At 72.8% G+C, this 23314-nt stretch carries 23 protein-coding genes; 11 read left to right on the top strand and 12 right to left on the bottom strand.

Features of this window, described 5'->3' with window-relative positions:
- Window positions 1-15 precede the first annotated feature (15 nt).
- The 6 genes from ACIA79_RS07485 to ACIA79_RS07460 form a co-directional block, all read right to left on the bottom strand.
- The gene (locus ACIA79_RS07485; RefSeq protein ID WP_399427215.1) at window positions 16-1137 is read right to left on the bottom strand and encodes an LOG family protein; all 1122 of its coding nucleotides are present in this window, start codon (window positions 1135-1137) and stop codon (window positions 16-18) included.
- 56 nt (window positions 1138-1193) lie between these two features.
- Complete coding sequence (locus tag ACIA79_RS07480; RefSeq protein ID WP_399427214.1) at window positions 1194-2432, bottom strand: alpha/beta hydrolase family protein; 1239 nt, start codon at window positions 2430-2432, stop codon at window positions 1194-1196.
- Window positions 2433-2758: 326 nt separating this feature from the next.
- Entirely contained in the window at window positions 2759-3928 is a 1170-nt protein-coding gene (locus ACIA79_RS07475) for a hypothetical protein (RefSeq protein ID WP_399427213.1), read from the bottom strand.
- The gene (locus ACIA79_RS07470) at window positions 3910-4638 is read right to left on the bottom strand and encodes an ABC transporter ATP-binding protein (RefSeq protein ID WP_399427212.1); all 729 of its coding nucleotides are present in this window, start codon (window positions 4636-4638) and stop codon (window positions 3910-3912) included. The genes ACIA79_RS07475 and ACIA79_RS07470 overlap by 19 nt, the downstream gene beginning before the upstream one ends.
- Before the next feature lie 222 nt (window positions 4639-4860).
- Window positions 4861-6240, bottom strand: coding sequence for an aspartate aminotransferase family protein (locus tag ACIA79_RS07465; RefSeq protein WP_399427211.1), 1380 nt, complete (start codon window positions 6238-6240; stop codon window positions 4861-4863).
- Window positions 6225-6731, bottom strand: a complete 507-nt coding sequence (locus ACIA79_RS07460; RefSeq protein ID WP_039947143.1) for an Lrp/AsnC family transcriptional regulator — start codon at window positions 6729-6731, stop codon at window positions 6225-6227. The genes ACIA79_RS07465 and ACIA79_RS07460 overlap by 16 nt, the downstream gene beginning before the upstream one ends.
- A gap of 187 nt (window positions 6732-6918) precedes the next feature.
- On the opposite strand from ACIA79_RS07460, the gene ACIA79_RS07455 reads away from it, so the two are divergent.
- The 3 genes from ACIA79_RS07455 to ACIA79_RS07445 all read left to right on the top strand — a co-directional run bounded on the left by ACIA79_RS07455 (window position 6919) and on the right by ACIA79_RS07445 (window position 9287).
- Complete coding sequence (locus ACIA79_RS07455; RefSeq protein ID WP_399427209.1) at window positions 6919-8355, top strand: gamma-aminobutyraldehyde dehydrogenase; 1437 nt, start codon at window positions 6919-6921, stop codon at window positions 8353-8355.
- Between the two features lie 114 nt (window positions 8356-8469).
- Complete coding sequence (locus ACIA79_RS07450; protein WP_399427208.1) at window positions 8470-8685, top strand: hypothetical protein; 216 nt, start codon at window positions 8470-8472, stop codon at window positions 8683-8685.
- A 68-nt stretch (window positions 8686-8753) separates the two neighbouring features.
- Window positions 8754-9287, top strand: a complete 534-nt coding sequence (locus ACIA79_RS07445) for a hypothetical protein (protein ID WP_399427207.1) — start codon at window positions 8754-8756, stop codon at window positions 9285-9287.
- On the opposite strand, the gene ACIA79_RS07440 is transcribed toward ACIA79_RS07445, so the two are convergent.
- Genes ACIA79_RS07440 through ACIA79_RS07420 form a run of 5 tightly spaced genes read right to left on the bottom strand, consistent with a single transcriptional unit; the run spans window position 9259 to window position 13997 of the window.
- The gene (locus ACIA79_RS07440; RefSeq protein ID WP_399427206.1) at window positions 9259-10413 is read right to left on the bottom strand and encodes a serine hydrolase domain-containing protein; all 1155 of its coding nucleotides are present in this window, start codon (window positions 10411-10413) and stop codon (window positions 9259-9261) included. The genes ACIA79_RS07445 and ACIA79_RS07440 overlap by 29 nt on opposite strands.
- A 47-nt stretch (window positions 10414-10460) precedes the next feature.
- A complete protein-coding gene (locus ACIA79_RS07435; protein WP_399427483.1) occupies window positions 10461-11126 on the bottom strand; it encodes a response regulator in 666 nt (221 codons plus the stop codon).
- Window positions 11127-11176: 50 nt separating this feature from the next.
- Window positions 11177-12286, bottom strand: coding sequence for a sensor histidine kinase (locus ACIA79_RS07430; RefSeq protein ID WP_399427205.1), 1110 nt, complete (start codon window positions 12284-12286; stop codon window positions 11177-11179).
- The gene (locus tag ACIA79_RS07425) at window positions 12283-12972 is read right to left on the bottom strand and encodes a glycerophosphodiester phosphodiesterase (protein WP_399427482.1); all 690 of its coding nucleotides are present in this window, start codon (window positions 12970-12972) and stop codon (window positions 12283-12285) included. Before ACIA79_RS07425 ends, ACIA79_RS07430 begins: the two co-directional genes overlap by 4 nt.
- Window positions 12972-13997: an adenosine deaminase gene (locus ACIA79_RS07420; RefSeq protein WP_399427204.1), complete on the bottom strand. Its 1026-nt coding sequence runs from the start codon at window positions 13995-13997 to the stop codon at window positions 12972-12974. Before ACIA79_RS07420 ends, ACIA79_RS07425 begins: the two co-directional genes overlap by 1 nt.
- Window positions 13998-14088: 91 nt before the next feature.
- On the opposite strand from ACIA79_RS07420, the gene ACIA79_RS07415 reads away from it, so the two are divergent.
- Window positions 14089-14709, top strand: coding sequence for a DUF4190 domain-containing protein (locus ACIA79_RS07415; RefSeq protein WP_399427203.1), 621 nt, complete (start codon window positions 14089-14091; stop codon window positions 14707-14709).
- Between the two features lie 19 nt (window positions 14710-14728).
- Here ACIA79_RS07415 and ACIA79_RS07410 read toward each other — a convergent pair whose 3' ends face one another.
- Window positions 14729-15283 carry an NADAR family protein gene (locus ACIA79_RS07410; RefSeq protein WP_399427202.1) on the bottom strand — a complete coding sequence of 185 codons (555 nt, stop codon included), beginning with the start codon at window positions 15281-15283 and terminating at the stop codon, window positions 14729-14731.
- A 175-nt stretch (window positions 15284-15458) separates the two neighbouring features.
- On the opposite strand from ACIA79_RS07410, the gene ACIA79_RS07405 reads away from it, so the two are divergent.
- From ACIA79_RS07405 to ACIA79_RS07375, 7 genes are all read left to right on the top strand, one after another.
- The gene (locus tag ACIA79_RS07405) at window positions 15459-16973 is read left to right on the top strand and encodes a gamma-aminobutyraldehyde dehydrogenase (RefSeq protein ID WP_399427201.1); all 1515 of its coding nucleotides are present in this window, start codon (window positions 15459-15461) and stop codon (window positions 16971-16973) included.
- Between the two features lie 59 nt (window positions 16974-17032).
- On the top strand, window positions 17033-18280 hold the full coding sequence (locus tag ACIA79_RS07400; protein ID WP_399427200.1) for a spermidine/putrescine ABC transporter substrate-binding protein: 1248 nt from the start codon (window positions 17033-17035) through the stop codon (window positions 18278-18280).
- Between the two features lie 46 nt (window positions 18281-18326).
- On the top strand, window positions 18327-19478 hold the full coding sequence (locus ACIA79_RS07395; protein ID WP_399427199.1) for an ABC transporter ATP-binding protein: 1152 nt from the start codon (window positions 18327-18329) through the stop codon (window positions 19476-19478).
- Window positions 19475-20407, top strand: a complete 933-nt coding sequence (locus tag ACIA79_RS07390; protein ID WP_399427198.1) for an ABC transporter permease — start codon at window positions 19475-19477, stop codon at window positions 20405-20407. Before ACIA79_RS07395 ends, ACIA79_RS07390 begins: the two co-directional genes overlap by 4 nt.
- A complete protein-coding gene (locus ACIA79_RS07385; RefSeq protein ID WP_399427197.1) occupies window positions 20407-21201 on the top strand; it encodes an ABC transporter permease in 795 nt (264 codons plus the stop codon). The genes ACIA79_RS07390 and ACIA79_RS07385 overlap by 1 nt, the downstream gene beginning before the upstream one ends.
- A 31-nt stretch (window positions 21202-21232) precedes the next feature.
- Window positions 21233-22651: an NAD(P)/FAD-dependent oxidoreductase gene (locus ACIA79_RS07380; protein WP_399427196.1), complete on the top strand. Its 1419-nt coding sequence runs from the start codon at window positions 21233-21235 to the stop codon at window positions 22649-22651.
- 172 nt (window positions 22652-22823) lie between these two features.
- A complete protein-coding gene (locus tag ACIA79_RS07375) occupies window positions 22824-23288 on the top strand; it encodes a hypothetical protein (RefSeq protein ID WP_399427195.1) in 465 nt (154 codons plus the stop codon).
- The last annotated feature ends 26 nt before the right edge of the window (window positions 23289-23314 follow it).

The following is a 23314-nucleotide window of genomic DNA, read 5'->3' as shown; positions in this document are numbered from 1 at the left end:
GCAGGCCCGGAGGCGCTACTCGGCCGCGAGCCGCAGCAGCGCCTCCGGCGCCTCCTCCACGGTGTCCACGAGCGCGATCCGGGCCTCCATCGAGCGCCCCGCGGCCAGGGCCCGCAGCAGCGGCCAGGCCGGGAGGTGCTCCGTCCAGTGGGTGCGGTTCACCAGGACCATCGGGGTCGGCTCGCCGCGCGACCCGTAGTAGTTGGGCGTGGTGTTGTCGAAGACCTCCTGGACCGTCCCCGCCGCGCCCGGCAGGAAGACGACGCCCGCCGTGCAGCGGGCCAGCAGTCCGTCCTCACGGGTGGCGTTGGAGAAGTACTTGGCGATGTGCGCGGCGAACGCGTTCGGCGGCTCGTGCCCGTAGAACCAGGTCGGAATGCCGACCGAGTCGCCGCCCTCCGGCCAGCGCGACCGCACCTCGAACGCCGCCCGCGCCCAGTCGCCCACCGACGCGCCGTACGACGGCTCCTTGCCGAGCAGCAGCAGGGCCTCGTCCAGCATCGCGTCGTCGTGCGGCGCGGCGTAGGCGCCCAGGTTGGCCGCCTCCATGGCGCCCGGCCCGCCGCCGGTCGCGACGGTCAGTCCGGCACGGCTGAGGCCGCGGCCGAGGCGGGCGGCGCCGGCGTACGCGTCCGTGCCCCGGGCCATGGCGTGGCCGCCCATCACACCCACCACCCGCGCCCCGGCGAGGTGTTCGTCGAGCGCGTCGGAGACGGCGTCGTCGTGCACGGCGCGCAGCATCGACGCGAAGACGTCACCGTCCGCCCTGGTCCTGCGGAACCACGCGTACGCGCGGGCGTCGGGCGTCCCCGCGTACCCCGTGCCGTCCTCGCCGAGGCCCGCGTACAGCTCGTCGGGGGAGTACAGACGCCCCCGGTACGGGTCGAACGGCAGGTCGGGTACGGGCGGGAAGACGAGCGCGCCGTCCGCCCGCACCTTCGCGGCGGCGCCGGGTTCCATCGGGCACCCGAGGAATATCGCGCCGGTCGTCTCCACACCCAGCAGCGCCGGCGTACGGTCCGTCAGGTCGACGGACTGCACCCGGTGTCCGACGAGGCTGCCGCGTGCGACGACCTCGTCGAACTCCTGGAGCGTCTCGATCTCGCGGTCGTGGCCGTGCCGGGGGGTATGCGCCATGCGGCCACGATAAGGCGCGCGGTGACGGCCCGGCACGGCACCCCGTGTCCCGGCGTTCAGCCGGACCGGTGGAAGACCACCTCGGGGTGCTCCGCCGACGGGCCGTCCAGCAGGGGCCGGGCGAGGCCCTTGAGGTGGAGGTCGAAGAAGGCCGCCGCATAGCGCCGGGTGATCCGCTGCGACACCTCACCCGACAGGGGCTCCTCCGGGGGCAGCAGGTCCAGCTGGTCGGCGAGGGCGGGTATGTCGGTGAAGGTGAAGTGGCCCGAGCCGGTCACCGTCAGCCAGCGCTTCCAGCCGTCGAGCAGGGGCCAGTCCCGCACCCAGGAGTCCTTCGGCTCCTCGGTGCCCATCATCATGAAGGGGCGGCCGCCGAGCCCCCCGGCGGGTACGGGTTCCTGGAAGGAGCCGTCGAGGCTGAGGCCGGCCCGCACCCGCCCGTCGGCCGCCATGGCGGTGGCGGCGGAGGCGCCGCCGATGGAGTGGCCCGCCATGCCGATCCTCGTACGGTCGATCATGCGGGCGTGCCGCCAGGCCGGATGCCGGGCGGTCAGGCGGTCGAGCAGGAAGGAGACGTCCTGGGCGCGGCCGCGGGCCACCGCGGCGTACCCGCGCTCCTCCGCCGGGCCGCAGGCCGCGCAGGTGAGCAGACGGCCGCCCGGGAAGGCGGTGCCCACCGACTCGTGGGCGTGGTCGACGGCGGCGACGACGTACCCCCGGCTCGCCAGGTCCTCCGCGAGCAGGGTGAGCGTCGCCCGGTTGACGGTGAAGCCGGGCGAGAGCACGACGAGCGGGTAGGTGCCGCGGGCCGGCGCCGCGCCGGGGCGGGCGTGGGTGCGCGTACCACTGAGCGTCGCGGCGGGCACCGCGCCGGCCAGGTCGCGGTCCTCCAGGAAGGCCCGCGCCTCCTCGGTGGTCATGTACGGGGCGGTCCGGCCGCGCGCGCCGCGGGCCGGGTAGTGCAGCGACACCATCAGCTCCCGCGCCCCGGCCTCCGGGACCCACGGGTCGGGGCGCCCGGTGTCGACCAGGTGCAGGGTGTCGCGCCCCACGGCCAGGGGGCCGGTGGGCTGCGGCAGGGCGAGGCGTACGTGGTCGCCGGTCCTGGCGGCGGCGGGTGCGGGTAAGGCCCGGGCTGCGCCGGAGCCGGCCAGGGCGAGGCGTACGTGGTCGCCGGTCCCGGCGGTGGCGGACGCGGCGGCGGGTGCGGGTGACGCCTGGGCCGCGCCGGAGCCGGCCAGGGCGAGGGACAGTCCGATCAGTGCGGCGGCGGTGCCGCGGGGCAGTCGATGCATGCCCCGAGGCTAGGGAGCCGGGCCGCCCGGCCACGTCCGCCGCCGGGGCGGACCTGGGTCCGCCCGGGGGCGGACCGGCGGCCCCGAGTCCGCCTCGGGACCGACGACGCCCGTACGCCCCGGGTGCCGGCCCCGTCCCCGGGCCGAGGCGCAGGCCCCGACCGCGCGGTGGGAGCACGGCCGGCGCCGCGGTCTGCCGGGTCGGGGGCGCAGGGCTCGGTCGGGGGCGGCCCCCCACGGCCGGCGCCGCGGCCTCCCGCGCCGGCCGCGCGCAGGCTCAGCCGCGGAGCGGAAACACCGCCGGGCCGCGGCCTCCCGCGCGGGCCCTAACCGCGCAGCGGAAACACCGCCAGGGCCGCGACCGCCCACGTCAGCGGTGCGAAGACCGCCAGCAGCGCCAGCGCCCGTACCCCCGCCGCCGTCCGCAGCAGGGCGCGCGAGGCGCCCAGGCGCAGCAGGGCGTCCTTGGTGTCGACGCGGGTCTGACGGGACTCCAGCGCCGCCGTGAGCAGCGTCGCCGCGGTGCACCCGAGGACCAGCCCCGCGCCGAGCCCGGTCAGCGGACCGTAGGGCCTCTCGCCCCCGTCCGCGTACAGCGTGGTCGCGGTGAGCGTCGCCGCCGCCACGGCGCAGGCCACGCCGAGCGGGCGTCCGATGCGCCGGGCCTCCTCCATCAGGGCGCGCCCGGCCAGCAGCCGCATCGCCCCCGGCCGCGCCGCCTGCAGCAGCCGCCCGCACAGGTGGGTGACGCCGGGTCCGGCGAGGGCGAGGCCGAGCGAGGCCAGCACCCACCCCGCGAGGACGCCGCGCGGCAGCGTCACCGCGGCGCCGGAGCCGTCCTCGGCGGCGTACGTCTCGATGGCCAGACCCACCGCGATCAGGGCCACGCCCCACGGCAGGCCGGCCGGCGCGGCGGGCGTACGGCGCGGCGGGGCGGCCCGGTCCTCCACGGCTGCCGGGGCCGCACCCCCCTCCGGGAGCGGCTTGCGCCTCGGGCGCAGGGTCAGCCCGGCGGCGACGGACGCCACGAGCGGGACGACCGCGAGCAGGGTCACCGTGGCGGCGGGCGGCAGCGGGTGCCCGGACGCCAGCAGCTCGGCGGCCGCCCCGTCGAACGGCAGGCCCGTGAGGTCGCCCCGCAGGTGCAGGAAGACCAGCAGCGCGACGGCGGAGCCGAGCGTGCACGACACGGCGGTGGACGCGGCGGCGAGCGCGGCCAGTCGCGCGGGGCCGAGCCCCAGCGCGGACAGCCCGGTCCGTGGGCGGGTGCCGGGGTCCGTGCGGGCGACGGCGACCGCGAAGTGCACGGTGGCCGCCAGCGGCAGCACGCACCACAGCAGCCGCCGCAGCGCCGCCGGCGACTCGCCCGGGTGGCCCACGGCGTACCCGAGCGCGCTGAGCAGCAGGAAGCCGACCCCGGCCGAGGCGGCCGCGACCAGCAGGCGGCGCAGCAGGACCAGGGGGTGGGTACCCAGGGTCAGACGGAGAGCGAGCACGCGTCGCGGCCCTCCGCTTCGTGCTGCGGTACGGAGCTGACCCGGCGCCCGTCGAGCAGGTGGATCGTGCGGTCGGCCACGGCGGCGACGTCGGCGTCGTGCGTGGCGAGGACGACGGTGATGCGGTGGGAGCGGGCGGCGGCGGTCAGCGTCCGCAGGACCTGCGCCCGGTCGGCGCGGTGCAGCGGGGCGGTCGGCTCGTCGGCGAAGAGCACCAGCGGCATGGGCACCAGGGCGCGGGCGACGGCGACGCGCTGGCGCTGGGCCTGGAGCAGGGCGGAGGGACGCTTGCGGGCGCAGTCGCCGATGTCGAGGCGCTCCAGCCACTCCAGGGCGGCGGCCTTGGCGGCACGGCGCGAGGAGCCGCGCAGGAGCAGGGGCAGCGCCGCGTTCTCCCAGGCGCTGAGCTCGGGGACCAGGCAGGGCTCGGGGCCGACCCAGCCGAACCGGTCACGGCGCAGCCGCTCGCGCTGGACGGCGTTCATCGTGTGGACCGGGGCGCTGTTGAACCAGACCTCGCCGTCCTTGGGGACGAGCTGACCGGACAAACAGTGGAGCAGTGTCGTTTTGCCGCATCCGCGCGGGCCGCACACGGCGAGGATCTCTCCCTCGCGCACGCCGAGGGAGACACCGCTGAGGGCGGGGGAGCCGTTGTGGGCGTGGTGGAGGGAACGCGCCCAGAGCACGTCGTTGTCCGGCGGGGCCACCATGGGGTACACCTCGGTCTCAGCTCGGTATCGGGTTCCCCCGTACGGGGGAACAAAGGTCAGGCCGATCGGTCACTGCGCACCGTAGGGATACATGACCGGGTGTACTCATAGCACGCGGCCCGGGTCGGCCACATCACTCGGATGGGGCATGACCCGGGCCGCGTTCAGCCTACGATCGGACGATCAGGGACCGTGAGGGCGGTCCCGGAACGTTTTCCTCGGTCAGAGCTTCGTCCAGGCCTCGGTGAGGGTGGCCCGGAGGATCTGCTCGATCTCGTCGAACGTGGACTGGTCGGAAACCAGCGGCGGCGCCAGCTGGACGACCGGGTCGCCGCGGTCGTCGGCACGGCAGTAGAGGCCGTTGTCGAACAGCGCCTTGGAGAGGAAGCCGTACAGGACGCGCTCGGTCTCGTCGTCGTCGAACGACTCCTTGGTGACCTTGTCCTTGACGAGCTCGATGCCGTAGAAGTACCCGTTGCCGCGGACGTCGCCGACGATCGGCAGGTCGTGCAGCTTCTCCAGGGTGGACCGGAAGGCGCCCTCGTTGTCGAGGACGTGCTGGTTGAGGTTCTCGCGCTCGAAGATGTCGAGGTTGGCGAGGCCCACGGCCGCGGAGACCGGGTGGCCGCCGAAGGTGTAGCCGTGCAGGAAGGTGTTGTCACCCTTGTAGAACGGCTCCGCCAGGCGGTCGGAGATGATGCAGGCGCCGATGGGGGAGTAGCCCGAGGTCATGCCCTTGGCGCAGGTGATCATGTCCGGTACGTAGTCGAACTTGTCGCACGCGAACATCGTGCCGAGGCGGCCGAAGGCGCAGATGACCTCGTCGGAGACGAGCAGCACGTCGTACTGGTCGCAGATCTCGCGGACGCGCCGGAAGTAACCGGGGGGCGGCGGGAAGCAGCCGCCGGCGTTCTGCACCGGCTCCAGGAAGACCGCGGCGACGGTGTCGGGGCCCTCGAAGAGGATCTGCTGCTCGATCTGGTCGGCGCACCAGCGGCCGTAGGCCTCGGGGTCGTCACCGAAGATCGGGGCGCGGTAGATGTTGGTGTTCGGCACCTTGTGGGCGCCGGGGACCAGCGGCTCGAAGGGGGCCTTCAGGCCGGGCAGGCCGGTGATGGACAGGGCGCCCTGCGGCGTGCCGTGGTAGGCGACCGCGCGTGAGATGACCTTGTACTTGGTCGGCTTGCCCACCAGCTTGAAGTACTGCTTCGCCAGCTTCCAGGCGGTCTCGACCGCCTCGCCGCCGCCGGTGGTGAAGAAGACCTTGTTCAGGTCGCCGGGGGCGTGGTGCGCGAGGCGCTCGGCCAGCTCGACGGCCTTCGGGTGGGCGTAGGACCACACCGGGAAGAAGGCGAGCTCCTGGGCCTGCTTGTACGCGGTCTCGGCGAGCTCGGTCCGGCCGTGGCCCGCCTGGACCACGAACAGGCCGGCGAGGCCGTCGAGGTAGCGCTTGCCCTTGTCGTCGTAGATGTACGTGCCCTCACCGCGGACGATGGTCGGCACGGGGCTGTTCTCGTACGACGACATGCGGGTGAAGTGCATCCACAGGTGGTCGTAGGCGGTCTTGGAGAGGTCCTTGCTCACGGCTATCGGGTTCCCCACATATAGGTCTGCTTCTTGAGCTTGAGGTAGACGAAGCTCTCGGTGGAGCGCACGCCGGGGAGGGTGCGGATGCGCTTGTTGATCACATCCAGCAGGTGGTCGTCGTCCTCGCAGACGATCTCCACCATCAGGTCGAAGGAGCCCGCGGTCATCACGACGTACTCGCACTCGGCCATGGCCGTCACCGCGTCCGCCACCTGCTCCACGTCGCCCTCGACGTTGATGCCGACCATCGCCTGCCGCCGGAACCCGACGGTGAGCGGGTCGGTGACGGCGACGATCTGCATCACGCCCTGATCGAGGAGCTTCTGGACGCGCTGGCGCACGGCCGCTTCCGACAGGCCGACGGCCTTGCCGATGGCGGCGTACGGACGGCGTCCGTCCTCCTGGAGCTGTTCGATGATCGCCAGGGACACGGCATCGATCGCGGGGGACGATCCGTTCCCGGTCCTGGACTCTGCGCTTCGACTGGCCACGTCTTCACTCTGCACCGAGTCTCGTCAGTCGCGCAAGCCCAGATCGAGGAAATTCGTTGTCGTAGTGATCCTGAACCACTGAATCCGAAGTTGTAGAGCGTCGACCCTGTCGGAATCGTCGCCCCACCGATTAGGGTGGGCCTGTCCACCACGTGGACACCTGAGCCACCGAGCACCACGAGACCGACAGGAGGGGTGGCAAGTGACCACCGAGCTGCGTCGTCTGCGCAACTACATCAACGGGGAGTTCCGGGACGCCGCCGACGGACGGACCATCGACGTGGTCAACCCGGCCACCGGCGAGGTGTACGCCACTTCTCCGCTGTCCGGGCAGGCCGACGTCGACGCCGCCATGGAGGCGGCCGCCGCCGCCTTCCCCGCCTGGCGGGACACCACGCCGGCCGAGCGCCAGAAGGTCCTGCTCAAGATCGCGGACGCGTTCGAGGAGCGCGCCGAGGACCTGATCGCCGCCGAGTCGGAGAACACCGGCAAGCCCCTCGCGCTCACCCGGAGCGAGGAGGTACCGCCGATGGTGGACCAGATCCGCTTCTTCGCGGGTGCGGCCCGGCTGCTGGAGGGCAGGTCCGCGGGCGAGTACATGGAGGGCATGACCTCGATCATCCGGCGCGAGCCGGTCGGCGTCTGCGCCCAGGTCGCGCCGTGGAACTACCCGATGATGATGGCGGTGTGGAAGTTCGCCCCGGCGCTCGCCGCGGGCAACACCGTCGTCCTCAAGCCGTCGGACACGACCCCCGCGTCCACCGTGCTGATCGCCGAGATCATCGGCTCCATCGTCCCCAAGGGCGTCTTCAACGTCATCTGCGGCGACCGCGAGACCGGCCGCGCCATGGTCGAGCACCCGGTCCCCGCCATGGCCTCCATCACCGGCTCCGTACGCGCCGGCATGCAGGTCGCCGAGTCCGCCGCCAAGGACGTCAAGCGCGTCCACCTGGAGCTGGGCGGCAAGGCGCCGGTCGTCGTCTTCGAGGACACCGACATCGCCAAGGCCGTCGAGGACATCTCGGTCGCCGGCTTCTTCAACGCCGGCCAGGACTGCACGGCCGCCACCCGCGTCCTGGTCCACGAGTCCATCCACGACGAGTTCGTCGCCGCGCTCGCCAAGGCCGCCGCCGAGACGAAGACCGGGCAGCCGGACGACGAGGACGTGCTGTACGGCCCGCTCAACAACGCCAACCAGCTCCAGCAGGTCAGCGGCTTCATCGACCGCCTGCCCGCCCACGCCAAGGTCGAGGCGGGCGGCCACCGGGTCGGCGACAAGGGCTACTTCTACGCCCCGACCGTCGTCTCCGGCCTCCGGCAGGACGACGAGATCATCCAGAACGAGGTCTTCGGCCCCGTCATCACGGTCCAGTCCTTCACCGACGAGGAGCAGGCCGTCGCGTACGCGAACGGCGTCGAGTACGCCCTCGCCTCCTCCGTCTGGACCAAGGACCACGCCCGCGCCATGCGCATGTCCAAGGCGCTGGACTTCGGCTGCGTCTGGATCAACACGCACATCCCGCTGGTCGCGGAGATGCCGCACGGCGGCTTCAAGAAGTCCGGCTACGGCAAGGACCTGTCGGCGTACGGCTTCGAGGACTACACGCGCATCAAGCACGTGATGACCTCGCTGGGCTGACCCCCGCCGGACGCACCGCGGGCGGGCCGGGTCTCCCCGGCCCGCCCGCCCCCGTTCTCCGGGCGTATGGGCCGCCCGGGCCCGGGTACCCGGAGGGCCGACCCGGGAGGTGACATGAACGACCAGACGCCACAGCCGCCGGAGGACCGCGCCCGCAAGCGGGCGGAGGAGGAGCCCGGAGCCCACTCGGGCGCCGAGCGCCAGGCCGGCCGCCGTACCGTCCCCGGCACCTCGAGCGCCGCCGAGGGCTACCGCCCCGGCGAGGGCACGGGAGGCGGGGAGCCGCTCAAGGGAGTGGAGGCCGACGAGGACGACGCCCACGGCCAGTGAGCCGGAGCCCGGCACCCACCGCGGGGGGCGCGGTAAAGGCTCGGTAAACCCCGGCGTACGCTGCGGACATGAGCGAGACCCGCGCCCTTCTGCGGCGTATCCGAGCGTGGTTGGCGGTGTTCATCGTCTGCCTGGTGCTGAGCGGCCTGACGGCCTTTCCGCTCGTCACCGAAGTGCGCCTCGCCGACGGCGCGCTGAACGGCTGGGCGTCGCCGGTCGCCGACGCCCTCCCCGGCCTCCACGAGTGGATCGGGCGCGTACGCACCGGGCTCGACGCCGCCGACCGCGACCACCCCTTCGTCCTCTACGGCACCGACTGGCTCGCCTTCGCGCACCTGGTCATCGCGGTGGCCTTCTACGGCCCCTACCGCGATCCCGTCCGCAACATCTGGGTCGTCGAGTTCGGCATGATCGCCTGCGCCGGGATCATCCCGCTCGCGCTGATCTGCGGTCCCCTGCGGGGCATCCCCTTCTGGTGGACGGTGATCGACCTGTCCTTCGGGGTCTTCGGGGTGATCCCGCTGCTGATCGTCCATCGCATGATCAAGCGCCTGGCCGCACTGACCGAGCCCGTCAGGCTTGCCCGAACGCTGCCCGCATGATCCGCTCGGCCACCGGGTTCATCCCCTTGCCCTTGGCGTCGGTCGAGTTCACCGAGTACACCAGGGTGCGGGAGAGGTCCCGTGTCGCCGCGATCACCGTGTTGTAGCCCCAGCGGCCGCCCGTCTTCAGCCACAGCACCCGGCCGTCGTCCGTCCGGTACCGCTGCAGCCCCGCGCTCATCGTCGCGCCGGGCACACCCGCCGGGACGGTGAACATCTCCTGCAGCAGCGGGCCGCGCACCACCCGCCCCCGGAACAGCGCCACCAGGAACCGCTCCAGGTCGGCGGTCGTGGAGACCAGGTCGCCCGCCGCCCAGCCGTCCGTGACGCCCCACTCGGTCACGTCCCGCAGCTCGGTGGAGCCGTCGGGCAGGGGGAATACCTGGTAGCCCCGGTTGTGCGGGCCGCGGATCGCCGGCGAGGCGCCGGGGAAGTACGTGCCGTGCAGACCGAGCGGGCGCAGGATGCGGCGGGTGACCTGGTCGGCGTACGCGTCGCCCGTGACCCGCTCGACGAGCAGGCCCGCCACGGTGTAGCCGATGTTGCTGTACCGCTGCACCTCCCCGGGCGGGGCGATGCGCTTCTTGGCGGTGGCGGAGGCCACGATCGCCCGCGGGTCGTGCACGTCGAAGCGGTGGGCGTACCACTCCTCCAGGTTCTTCCCCGGGAAGTCGCCGTCCGGCAGGCCGTGCGTGTGGTTCAGCAGCTGGCGCACGGTGACCCCGGCGTACGCCGCCGGGATGAGCTCCGGCAGGTGGTCGCGGACCCGGTCGTCCAGGTGCAGCCTGCCCTCACCGGCCAGCTGCAGGACCACCGCGGCGGTGAACACCTTCGTCACCGAACCGGCGCGGAAGCGGGCGTGCGGGTCGGCGGGCCGGCCGGTGCCAAGGTCGTGGACGCCCGCGCTGCCGCGCCAGCTGCCGCCGGTGCCGCCGACCCGGACGAGCGCGGCCGTCGCGCCGGCGTCGGGCAGTCCGGCGAGCGCGGCCCTCAGCGCACCGGCGTCCGGGCCGTCCTGCGTGCGGATGACGGGGGGCGCGGCGGCGCCCGCGGGAACGGCGAGCGGCCCCGCCGTCACACCGAGGACGAGAGCGGCCGCGACGAGTGCGCGCGTACGTGCGTGCATGGTTCAACTCCAGGTGATCGAGCCGTTGTCGGCGCTTCCCATCCTGGTCAGACCGGGCGCCGCGCGGATCGCCGGAGCGAGCGGTATCGCGCCGGGCCGCCTCCCCCGCGCGGGGGATCCCCGGCGGCGATCAGCCCCGTCTCGTACGCGCAGATGACCGCCTGGATGCGGTCGCGCAGGCCCAGCTTCGCCAGCACGTTCCCGACGTGCGTCTTCACCGTGTGCTCGCTGACCACCAGCTCGGCGGCGATCTCCGCGTTCGACAGCCCCCGCCCGAGCAGGAGCAGCGTCTCCCGCTCCCGGGCGGTCAGCACCTCCAGCCGGCCCCCGTCGACGCGCCGCGCCCCGCGGGCCGTGTACTCCTCGACCAGGCGGCGGGCCACCGACGGGGCCAGCAGCGCGTCGCCCCGCGCGACCACCCGCACCGCGTGCACCAGGTCGTCGCGGCGCACGTCCTTGAGCAGGAAACCGCTCGCGCCCGCGTGCAGCGCCTCGTACACGTACTCGTCGGAGTCGAACGTCGTCAGCATCACCGCGCGGCAGCCGCCCCCCGCGGCGGTGATCGCGCGGCACGCCTCGATGCCGTCCATGACCGGCATCCGGATGTCGAGCAGCGCCACGTCGGGTGCGTGCAGCCGGACCGCGTCGACAGCCCGCGCACCGTCGCCCGCCTCGGCGACCACCTCGATGTCCGGCTGCGCGTCCAGGATCATGGCGAACCCGCTGCGCACCAGCTCCTGGTCGTCGGCCACCACCACGCGGATCACACCGCCACCTCCCGGGCCAGGGGCAGCGCCACCGCGACCCGGAAACCGCGGCCCCCGGGGCCCGGTCCATGCGCGGCCGTCCCGCCGTGCGCGGCCGCGCGTTCCCGTATCCCGGCCAGCCCGTGGCCGCCGGCCGGCCCGCGGTTCCACCCGCCGGCCGGTCCGCGCCCGTCGTCCGTGACCGTGACCTCCACCTCGCCCTCCGCGTACGCCAGACGCACCGCCGCCGAACCGGCCCGCGCGTGCCTCACCGTGTTCGTCAGCGACTCCTGCACCACGCGGTACACCGTCGCCCCGAGGTCCGGCGGCAGCGCGCGGGCGGCGCCGGTCACGTCGTACGACACGTCGAGGCCGCTGTCCCGTACCCGCTCCAGCAGCGCCGGGAGGTCCGCCGGGCCCGGCTGCGGCACCCGCGGGGCGTCGTCCCCCTCGCGCAGCACCCCGAGCATGCGCCGCAGCTGGACCATCGCCTCCCGGCCGGTTCCGGAGATCGCCTCGAACGCGGCCTCCGCCCGCTCGGGAGCCGCACGCACCGCGACCGGGCCCGCCTCCGCCTGCACGACCATCAGACTCACCGCGTGCGACAGGATGTCGTGCATCTCCCGGGCGATCCGGGCGCGTTCACGGGCGGCGGCCATCTCCGCGACGTACCGCTGCCGCGTGTCCGACAGCCGCCCCAGCGCGTACGCCGCGCCGAACACGAACAGGGAGAACGACAGCTCCCGCGCCGAACGGGTGTTGAGCCACACCGATACGGTGATCAGCGCCGGCAGCAGCGCCAGCACGGCCAGCCGGGTGCGGCGCGGCGACAGGGACGCGATCGTGTGGACGAGGACCAGCCCGGTGTACGGCAGCGGCTGGCCCGGCCCGTCGACCGCCAGCTCGTACAGGGCGCTCGTCGCCAGGACCGCCACCAGCACGGCGATCGGCGCCCGGCGGCGCCACACGAGCGGCACCACCGTCAGCGTCGTCAGCCCGTACGCCGTCCAGGTCGCCGGCGGCAGGTCCGGCGCGCGCGGCACGACGAACGGCATGGTCATCGCGGCCTGCACCAGCAGCGCGAGGCCGATGTCCGTCGCCCACGACTTCCCCCGGAAGTCCCTCATCCGCGGCTCGCGAGCACCGAGGCGAGCGTGTCCACCCGGTTGGTGGTGATCGAGTCCACCCCGGACGCGACGAGCCGGCGCATGGTCCGGCGCGTGTCGGCCGTCCACGCCGAGACCAGCAGCCCGTCCCGGTGGACGCGCTCGGTCAGCGCCCGGCCGACCAGCCCGAAGCGGTAGTTCAGCCAGCGCGGCGCCACCGCGTCGAGCAGGACGGGGCGGGGCGGGGCGAGCGTCGTCCACGTCAGGGCGATCTCGGCGGCCGGGTCGGCGGCCCGCACCAGCAGCATCGCGGCCGCGCTGGAGCAGTAGTACACGCGGTCGGCCGCGCCGCACTCGCGGACGGTGCCGACGACCGCGCGCACCGACGCCTCCGTGGCTCCCGGCAGGTCGATCATCACCCGGTGCGGACCGGCCGCGCCGAGCGCGTCCCGCAGGGTCGGCACACCCTCCTCACCGGTCAGCCCGCGCAGCTCCGCCAGGGACAGCCGGGCCAGCGGCCGGTCGATGCCCCACAGCCGCTTCAGCGAGTCGTCGTGGAGGAGGACCGGGACGCCGTCCCGGGTGAGCCGCACATCGATCTCCACCACGTCCGCGCCGCGCGCCAGCGCCGAGCGGAGCGACGCGATCGTGTTCTCCCGGACGCGGTACGGGTCGCCCCGGTGCGCCACCACCGTGACCGGACGCATCAGCGGGTGAGCCACTCGGTGGTGTAGCTGTCGATCTCGGCGGCGATCCGGGCCTTGCCCGCCGGGTCCAGGAAGGACGCCTCCACGGCGTTCTTGGCCAGCTCGGCGATCCCGCGCTCGTCCAGCCCCAGCAGCCGGGCGGCGACGCCGTACTCGTTGTTGAGGTCGGTGCCGAACATCGGCGGGTCGTCGGAGTTGACGGTCACCAGGACACCCGCGCGCACCATCTCCCTGATCGGGTGCTCCTCGATGTCCGCGACCGCCCGCGTGGCGATGTTGGAGGTGGGGCACACCTCCAGCGCGATGCGGTGCTCGGCGAGGTGGGCCAGCAGCTCGGGGTCCTGCGGGGCGCTGGTGCCGTGGCCGATGCGCTCGGCGCGCAGCTCCCTCAGGGCGTCCCACACGGTCCCGGGCCCGGTCGTCTCGCCCGCGTGCGGCACCGAGTGCAGGCCGGCGGCGATGGCGCGGTCGAAGTACGGCTTGAACTGCGGGCGCGGCACGCCGATCTCGGGGCCGCCCAGCCCGAACGAGACCAGGCCCTCGGGGCGCAGGTCGACCGCGAGCCGCGTGGTCTCCTCGGCGGCCTCCAGCCCGGCCTCGCCGGGGATGTCGAAGCACCACCGCAGGATGACGCCGAGCTCGGTCTCGGCCGCGAGGCGGGCGTCCTCGATCGCCGCCATGAACGCCTTCTCGTCGATGCCGCGCCGGGTGGAGCTGAACGGCGTGACGGTCAGCTCGGCGTACCGGATGTTCTGCCGGGCCATGTCGCGGGCGACCTCGTAGGTCAGCAGCCGCACGTCCTCCGGGGTGCGGATCAGGTCCACCACCGACAGGTACACCTCGATGAAGTGGGCGAAGTCGGTGAAGGTGAAGTAGTCGACGAGCGCCTCGGGGTCGGTGGGCACCGCGGAGTCCGGGTGGCGGGCGGCCAGTTCGGAGACGATGCGCGGGGACGCGGAGCCGACGTGGTGGACGTGGAGTTCCGCCTTGGGCAGCCCCGCGATGAAGGGGTGCAGATCGGTCATCGGGGCCTCCTGTGGGCAGGGCAGGGCCGGGCTGGTCAGGGATCATCGTAGGGCGGCCGTTAGCATGACGGGACACGACGGGGGAGGGCCCATGCCAGACAACAGTGAGCCGAACGATCCCTGGGCTCCGCCGGAGAGCAGGCCGCCCCATGACGCGGTCGGGCTGAACAAGCCGCCGGTGCACGACCAGCCCACGGTGACGTCCATGCCGGCCGCGGGGGACGTCCCGCCGCCGCCGATAGCCCCCGGGGGGCCCGCCCAGCCCGCGCCGGGCCCGTACGGCTACCCGGCCCCCGGGGTGCCCGCCGCGCCGCCGCCGGCCACGAACGGGTACGGGTACCCGGGCTACCCCGGCTACTCGGCCTACGGCCCCGGCGGCTGGCAGGCCGGGCCCGCCAACGGCATGGGCATCACCTCGATGGTCCTCGGCATCATCGCCACCGCCGGCTTCTGCATGTACGGGCTCGGGATCATCCTGGGCATCCTCGCCCTGATCTTCGGCATCGTCGGCCGCAAGCGGGTCCAGCGCGGCGAGGCCAACAACGGCGGCATGGCCACCGCCGGCATCATCCTGGGCGCGATCGGCACGGTCGTGAGCGCGGTGTTCCTGGCCTTCATCATCTGGGCCATCGTGGAGAGCGAGAACGACCGCGACTCCTACGGGGACGACAGCGACCCCTTCGCGACGTCGCTGGTCGTCACCCGGGACTGACGGCCCCCGCAGCCGGGGTTCAGGAGCCGGACGCGCGCAGGCGGGTCCGCGCGGTCATCAGGGCGAAGCCCAGGAGGTTCAGGCCTCGCCACTGGGCGGGGTTCCCGGCGCGGGGGTCGGTCGCGGCGAGCCCGATGCCCCAGACGCGGTCCATCGGGCTCGCCTCCACGAGCACGCGGCCGCCCGTCGACAGCAGGAAGTCCCGCAGCCTCGGGTGCTGTCCGAACTTGTGCTCGCTGCCGGCCACCACGATGCCGAACCGCTCCCGCGCCCATGTCTCCTCGTCGAAGCCGCGCACCAGCCGCCCCGCCTTCTTCGCGGCGGCGGGGCTCGACGCCCCGACGGCCTGCCGCTCGGCCTCCGCGTCCCCGAAGAGCCGGGCCTTCGACGCCATCATCCAGTGCTCGGCGGTCGCGTACCTCACGCCGTCGACCGTGAACGGCGCCGGCCACCACTGGCTCAGGCAGCTCGCGCCGATCGTGCCGCCGGGTCTCGGCCGGTGGCCCCAGAAGTGCAGGTACTTCACGCGCTCGCCCCGGTTGACCTGCGCCAACAGGTCCTCGATCGTCTCCATGCACGCGAGTGTGGCAGCCGCCACGGACACTCCGTACCGGGTTTCCCGCCCCCACCCGACACATGGTCGACCGATTCCGTCGCGTAACCAAAAGGCAACAACGGAATCCCTTGTTGGGTAGGCATCCCTCTGTCAGGATCGGCACTCAATTCGAGCCGGGACAACGGAGAGCGTCATGGGCAACCGCTTCCAGGTGAAGGACGTGCGCGACCGCTTCGCCGCGGGCGCGCAGTACATCGGCGGGCGCGTACGGGCCGGCACGTCGGGGCGCACGCACACCGTCGTCGACCCCGCCACCGGCGAGGACGTCCTCACCTACGAGCTCGCCGGGACCGCGGACGTGGACGCGGCCGTCGTCGCGGCCCGCGACGCGCTGCCCGGCTGGGCCGGCGCGACACCCGGCGAACGCTCCGACGCGATGCACCGCTTCGCCGGGCGGCTCGCCGAGCGGGCCGAGGAGTTCGCGCAGGCGGAGTCCCTCCAGTGCGGCAAGCCCATCAAGCTCACGCGCGAGTTCGACGTGCCGGGCACGGTCGACAACACCGCGTTCTTCGCGGGGGCCGCCCGCCACCTCCAGGGCCAGTCGGCCGGGGAGTACAGCGGCGACCACACCTCCTACGTCCGCCGCGAGCCCATCGGCGTCGTCGGCTCCATCGCGCCCTGGAACTACCCGCTGCAGATGGCCGCCTGGAAGGTGCTCCCCGCCATCGCCGCCGGCAACACCATCGTCCTCAAGCCCGCCGAACTCACCCCGCTCACCTCCCTGATGTTCGCGCAGGCCGCCACCGACGCGGGCATCCCCGACGGCGTCGTCAACATCGTCACCGGCGCCGGCAGGGAAGCGGGGGAGCACCTCGTCGGGCACCCGGACGTGGCGATGACGTCGTTCACCGGCTCCACCGCCGTCGGCCGGCGCGTCGCCGAAGTCGCCACCGCCACCGTCAAGCGCCTCCACCTGGAACTGGGCGGCAAGGCCCCCTTCGTCGTCTTCGACGACGCCGACCCGGAGGCCGCCGCGCACGGCGCGGTCGCCGGCGCGCTGATCAACACCGGCCAGGACTGCACCGCCGCCACCCGCGCCTACGTCCAGCGCCCGCTGTACGACGCCTTCGTGGAGCAGGTCGCGGACCTGATGGCCTCGGTGCGCCTGGGCGACCCCTTCCGGGAGGACACCGACCTCGGGCCGCTCATCAGCCACGCCCAGCGCGACCGCGTCGCCGGCTTCGTCGACCGGGCCCGCGCCTACGCCACCGTCGTCACCGGCGGGGCAGCGCCGCACCACGACGGCGCCTTCTACCGGCCGACCCTGATCACCGGCGCTCCGCAGGACAGCGAGATCGTCCAGGCCGAGATCTTCGGCCCGGTCCTCGTGGTGCTGCCCTTCGACACCGACGACGAGGGCATCCGGCTGGCCAACGACACCCCGTACGGCCTCGCCGCCTCGGCCTGGACCCGCGACGTCTACCGGGCCGGCCGCGCCACCCGGGACATCAAGGCGGGCTGCGTCTGGATCAACGACCACATCCCGATCATCAGCGAGATGCCGCACGGCGGATACAAGGCATCCGGCTTCGGAAAGGACATGTCAACCTACTCCTTCGAGGAGTACACGCAGGTCAAGCATGTGATGTACGACAACACGGCGGTCGCCAGGAAGGACTGGCACCGGACGATCTTCGGGGACCGATAGCCACGCACGCGGCCCGCCCGACCAGCGGCCGCCGCCACACCACCCGAAAGGCACAGCGCATGGAGCAGTACGAGCCCGACAGCCTCTCCGCGGCACAGCTCGCCGCGATGCGGCGCAGCATGGCCAGCGGCCGCGGAGCCCTCACGCGCCGTTCGATGCTGCGTGCCTCGGGCGCGGGCGCGCTCACGCTCGGCGGTCTCGCCGGCCTGAGCGCCTGTGGAATCCCGCCCGCCGAGCGGGAGGGCGACGGTCCCGCCTCCACCGACCACTCGGCGAAGGAGAAGCGGCTCACCTTCTCCAACTGGACGCAGTACATCGACATCAGCGACGACGAGAAGCACCGGCCCTCGCTGGAGGCCTTCACCCGGCGCACCGGCATCGCGGTCAAGTACACCGAGGACATCAACGACAACGTCGAGTTCTTCGGCAAGATCAAACCGCAGCTCGCCGCCGGCCAGGACACCGGCCGCGACCTCATCTGCGTCACCGACTGGCTCGCCGCCCGCATCATCCGGCTCGGCTGGGCGCAGAAGCTCGACCCGGCCAACCTCCCCCACGCGTACGCGAACCTCTCCCCCCAGTTCCGCCGCCCCGACTGGGACCCCGGCCGCGCCCACTCCTACCCCTGGACCGGGATCTCGACGGTCATCGCGTACAACAAGAAGGCCACCGGCGGCCGGAAGGTCGACTCGGTCACCCAGCTCCTCGACGACCCCCGGCTCAAGGGGCGGGTGGCGTTCCTCTCGGAGATGCGCGACTCGGTCGGCATGACGCTCATCGACATGGGCAAGGACCCGGGCACGTTCACCGACGCGGACTTCGACGCGGCCCTCGGCCGCCTCCAGAAGGGCGTCGACACCCAGCAGATCCGCCGCTTCACCGGCAACGACTACACCGGCGACCTCAACAAGGGCGACATCGCCGCCTGCCTCGCCTGGGCCGGTGACGTCATCCAGCTCCAGGCCGACAACCCCGACATCGCGTTCGCGATCCCCAACGCCGGCTACATCACCTCCAGCGACAACCTGCTGGTCCCCGCCGGCGCCCGGCACAAGACCAACGCCGAGAAGCTCATCGACTACTACTACGAGCTCCCCAACGCCGCCCGGCTCGCCGCGTACATCAACTACGTCTGCCCCGTCGAGGGCGTGGGCGGCGAACTCGCGAAGATCGACCCCGCGCTGGCGGCGAACACCCTGATCCTCCCCGACAAGGCGATGGCCGCGAAGTCCCGTGCCTTCCGCTCCCTCAGCAGCACGGAGGAGACGGCGTACGAGGAGAAGTTCGCCAAGCTCATCGGCGCCTGAGCCCGCCGCCAACGCCCGCCCCCGACACCCCCTGGGATCGCGACCCATGACTGACAGCACACACACCGGTGGCGACGTCCGCCTCTCCGGGATCAGCAAGACCTACGGCTCCTTCACCGCCGTCCACCCCCTCGACCTGACCGTCCCGCAGGGCTCCTTCTTCGCCCTCCTCGGCGCCTCCGGCTGCGGCAAGACCACCACCCTGCGCATGATCGCCGGCCTGGAGGAGCCCACCACCGGCACCGTCTTCCTCGGCGACCGGGACGTCACCGACCTCCCCCCGTACAAGCGGCCGGTCAACACCGTCTTCCAGTCGTACGCCCTCTTCCCCCACCTGGACATCCACGAGAACGTCGCCTTCGGGCTGCGCCGCCGCGGCATCAAGTCGGTGAAGAAGCAGGTCGGCGACATGCTCGACCTCGTCCAGCTCGGCGACAAGGCCGGGCACAAGCCGCACCAGCTCTCCGGCGGCCAGCAGCAGCGCGTCGCCGTCGCCCGGGCCCTGATCAACCACCCCCAGGTGCTCCTCCTCGACGAGCCGCTGGGCGCCCTCGACCTGAAGCTGCGCCGGCAGATGCAGCTGGAGCTCAAGCGCATCCAGACCGAGGTCGGCATCACCTTCGTCCACGTCACCCACGACCAGGAGGAGGCCATGACCATGGCCGACACCGTCGCGGTGATGAACGGCGGCCGGGTCGAGCAGCTGGGCGCGCCGGCCGACCTCTACGAGAACCCCCGCACCACCTTCGTCGCCAACTTCCTCGGCACGTCCAACCTCATCGAGGCCGAGATCGTCGGGGCGTCCACGGACATCACCGTCACCGCCGGCGGGAGCAAGCTGCGCCTGCCCGCCGACCGGTGCTCCGCCCCCGTCACGACCGGCGGCCGGCTGCTCGTCGGCATCCGCCCCGAGAAGATCACGCTCGCCCACGCCGACGACGCGGGCGCGATCCCCACCGGGCGCAACCAGGTCACCGGCCGGATCACCGCCACCTCCTTCATCGGCGTCTCCACCCAGTACGTCGTCGACGGCCCCGCCGGTGCCGGCCTCCAGGTGTACGAGCAGAACATCGAGCGCGACTCCCGCCTCGCGCCCGGCGCCGAGGTCGTCCTGCACTGGAATCCGGCCCACACCTTCGGCCTGGACGCCGCGCAGGACATCGACGCGGGTGTGGAAAAGGTGGGGGACGCCGCGTGACGACCACCGCAGCACCGCAGGCGCCCCAAGCGCCCGAAGCCCCACCCGCCGTACGGAAGACGGCGGCGCGCAAGCGGCTCGTCCCCTACTGGCTGCTCCTGCCCGGCATCCTCTGGCTGCTCGTCTTCTTCGCGCTGCCGATGGTCTACCAGGCCTCCACCTCCGTGCAGACCGGCTCCCTGGAGAAGGGCTTCCAGGTCACCTGGCACTTCGCGACCTACTGGGAGGCCCTCACCGAGTACTGGCCGCAGTTCGTCCGGTCCCTGCTGTACGCGGGCACGGCGACCTTCCTGTGCCTGCTGCTCGGCTACCCGCTCGCGTACCTCATCGCCTTCAAGGCGGGCCGCTGGCGCAACCTGCTGCTCGTCCTCGTCATCGCGCCGTTCTTCACCAGCTTCCTGATCCGCACGCTGGCGTGGAAGACGATCCTCGCGGACGGCGGCGCGGTCGTCGGCGCGCTGGACGCGCTGCACGTCCTCGACGTCACCGCCTGGCTGGGCTGGACCCAGGGCGACCGCGTCCTCGCCACCCCCCTGGCGGTCGTGTGCGGTCTGACGTACAACTTCCTGCCGTTCATGATCCTGCCGCTGTACACCTCGCTGGAGCGGATCGACGGCCGGCTGCACGAGGCGGCCAAGGACCTGTACGCGTCCCCCGCCACCACCTTCCGCAAGGTGACCTTCCCGCTGTCCATGCCGGGCGTCGTCTCCGGCACGCTGCTCACCTTCATCCCGGCGAGCGGCGACTACGTCAACGCCGAACTGCTCGGCTCCACCGACACCAAGATGGTCGGCAACGTCATCCAGTCGCAGTTCCTGCGGGTGCTCGACTACCCGACGGCCGCCGCGCTGTCCTTCATCCTCATGGCGGTCGTGCTGATCATGGTCACCGTCTACATCCGCCGGGCCGGAACGGAGGACCTGGTCTGATGATCCGCTGGATACGGCGCAACCTCGTCGTGCTCGCGGGGCTGCTGACCCTCGCGTACCTGATCCTGCCGAACATCGTCGTGATGGTGTTCTCCTTCAACCAGCCGGCGGGACGCTTCAACTACTCCTGGCGCGCGTTCTCCACCGAGGCCTGGCGGGACCCGTGCGGCGTCGCCGACCTGTGCGGCTCGCTCGCGCTGTCCCTGCAGATCGCCGCCTGGGCGACGCTCGGCGCCACGCTCCTCGGCACGTCGATCGCCTTCGCGCTGGTCCGCTACCGCTTCCGGGCACGCGGTGCGATCAACTCGCTGATCTTCCTGCCGATGGCGATGCCCGAGGTCGTCATGGCCGCCTCCCTGCTCACGCTCTTCCTCAACATGGGCGCCGAGCTGGGCTTCTGGACGGTCCTGATCGCCCACATCATGTTCTGCCTCAGCTTCGTCGTCACGGCGGTCAAGGCCCGGGTGATGTCCATGGACCCGCGCCTGGAGGAGGCCGCCCGGGACCTGTACGCCGGGCCGGTGCAGACCTTCCTGCGGGTCACCCTGCCCATCGCCGCCCCCGGCATCGCGGCCGGCGCACTGCTCGCCTTCGCGCTGTCGTTCGACGACTTCATCATCACCAACTTCAACGCGGGCTCGACCGTGACCTTCCCCATGTTCGTCTGGGGCTCGGCGCAGCGCGGCACGCCCGTACAGATCAACGTCATCGGTACGGCGATGTTCGTCATCGCGGTGCTGGTGGTCGTCGTCGGCCAGCTGGCGGCCGGCCGGCGGAAGCGCACCGTCCAATGAGCACCTGTCATCCCTGAGGGAGTTGGAAACCATGGCCCCAGCCGCCATGCGTACCGCTGCATCATCACTTTCGGACGCCCAGCCCGTCCCCTTCTGGCTGGAGGACCCCGGCAAGCCGGCCGCGCTGCCCGCGCTCACCCGCACGGAACACTGCGACCTGCTCGTCGTCGGAGGCGGCTACAGCGGCCTGTGGACCGCGCTCCTCGCCAAGGAGCGCGACCCCGCGCGGGACGTCGTCCTCATCGAGGGCCGGGAGGCGGGCTGGGCCGCCTCCGGCCGCAACGGCGGCTTCTGCGCCGCCTCCCTCACCCACGGGTTCGGCAACGGACTCGCCCGCTGGCCCGACGAGCTGGCCACCCTCGAGGAGCTGGGCGAGCGGAACCTCGACGCGATCGAGGCGGCCGTCGCCGCGTACGGCATCGACTGCGACTTCGAGCGCAGCGGTGAGATCGACGTCGCCACCGAACCGCACCAGATGGCGGAGCTGGCGGGGATGTACGAGGCGGCCGCCCGGCTCGGCCTCGCGGACGGCCTCGAACCGCTCGACCGGGACGCCGTCCGCGCCCAGGTGAACTCCCCGACCTTCCTCGGCGGGCTGTGGGACCGGCGCGGCGTCGCCATGCTGAACCCGGCCAGGCTGGCGTGGGGCCTCAAGCGGGCCTGCGTCGAGCTGGGCGTGCGCGTCTACGAGAACACCCGCGGCCTGGACCTGGCCCGCGCGGGCGGCGGCATGGCCGTCCGCACCCCGTACGGCCGGGTCCTCGCCCGGCAGGTGGTCCTCGGCACCAACGTTTTCCCCTCGCTGGTCAGGCGGCTGCGCCACTACACCGTCCCGGTGTACGACTACGCCCTGATGACCGAGCCGCTGACCGGTGACCAGCTGGCGTCCATCGGCTGGAGGAACCGCCAGGGCCTCGGGGACAGTGCCAACCAGTTCCACTACTTCCGGCTCAGCGCCGACAACCGCATCCTGTGGGGCGGTTACGACGCCATCTACCCCTTCGGCGGGCGGGTGCGCGCCGAACTCGACCAGCGCCCGGAGACGTACCTGACGCTCGCCGAGCACTTCTTCCGCTGCTTCCCGCAGCTGGAGGGGGTCCGATTCAGCCACGCGTGGGGCGGCGCCATCGACACCTGCTCCCGCTTCTCCGCCTTCTTCGGCACCGCGCACGGCGGCCGGGTCGCGTACGCGGCCGGGTACACCGGTCTGGGCGTGGGCGCCACCCGGTTCGGCGCGGACGTCATGCTCGACCTGCTGTCCGGCGAGCGGACCGAGCGCACGGAGCTGCGGATGGTGCGTTCCAAGCCGCTGCCGTTCCCGCCGGAGCCGATCGCCTGGGCCGGCATCGGGCTGACCAAGTGGTCGCTCGCCCGGGCCGATGCGAACGGCGGCCGGCGCAATCTGTGGCTGCGCGTTATGGACCGGATGGGCCTCGGCTTCGACAGCTGACCCGCCGCTCCACCGAATGCGCCCCTTCGTGCGCCGGTCGTGCGCTCCCGTGCACCGTTCACCACCGTACGAAGTCCCGAGCCGCGTCATGATCCGCGTCCACCCGCCTCTCCCGGTGTGAAGGCACTGCTGAGCAGGGCAGTCACAGAGACGGATGTGGAGGATGTGGGAGATGACCGGTTCGGGGGCCAGGGGTGGCGCGGTGGAATGGCTGGTGTCGGTAGCACCGGATCCCGGCGGCTGCCGCTGGGAGTGGGAGCGCAACCCCTCGGGGATCGCCCTGCTCCCGGCGGGCAGGCGCTGGGACGTGCTGATCGTCCCGGCCGCGCTGGGCTACCCGGCCCTGGACGTGCTGTCCCGGCTCGCCGACCGGCCCGGTCCGGTGCTCGCGGACTTCGGCGACGCCCGCATGGGCTTCTTCGTCCCCCCGGGGACGGCGGCGCGCTGGGTCGGCACCGGGATGCGGGCGGCCGGCCGCGGCACGTGGATCGTGGTGCCCCACCCCTGCCCGGGCCGGGTGACCGGCGGGACGCGGTGGCTGGTGGCGCCGGACGGGTCGGGGGCGCTGACCGACCCCGTGCTGCTGGAGCTGGCGCTGCACGAGGCCGCGGCACAGCTGGCCGGGGGCGTGCGGTGAGGGAGAGCCGGAACCGGCGGCGCGCG

The organism is Streptomyces sp. NPDC051310, assembly GCF_044455245.1.
In the GTDB taxonomy this organism is placed as follows: Bacteria; Actinomycetota; Actinomycetes; order Streptomycetales; family Streptomycetaceae; genus Streptomyces.
The sequence above is the reverse complement of the archived record's forward strand: the minus strand, read 5'-3'. Positions and strand labels throughout refer to the sequence as shown.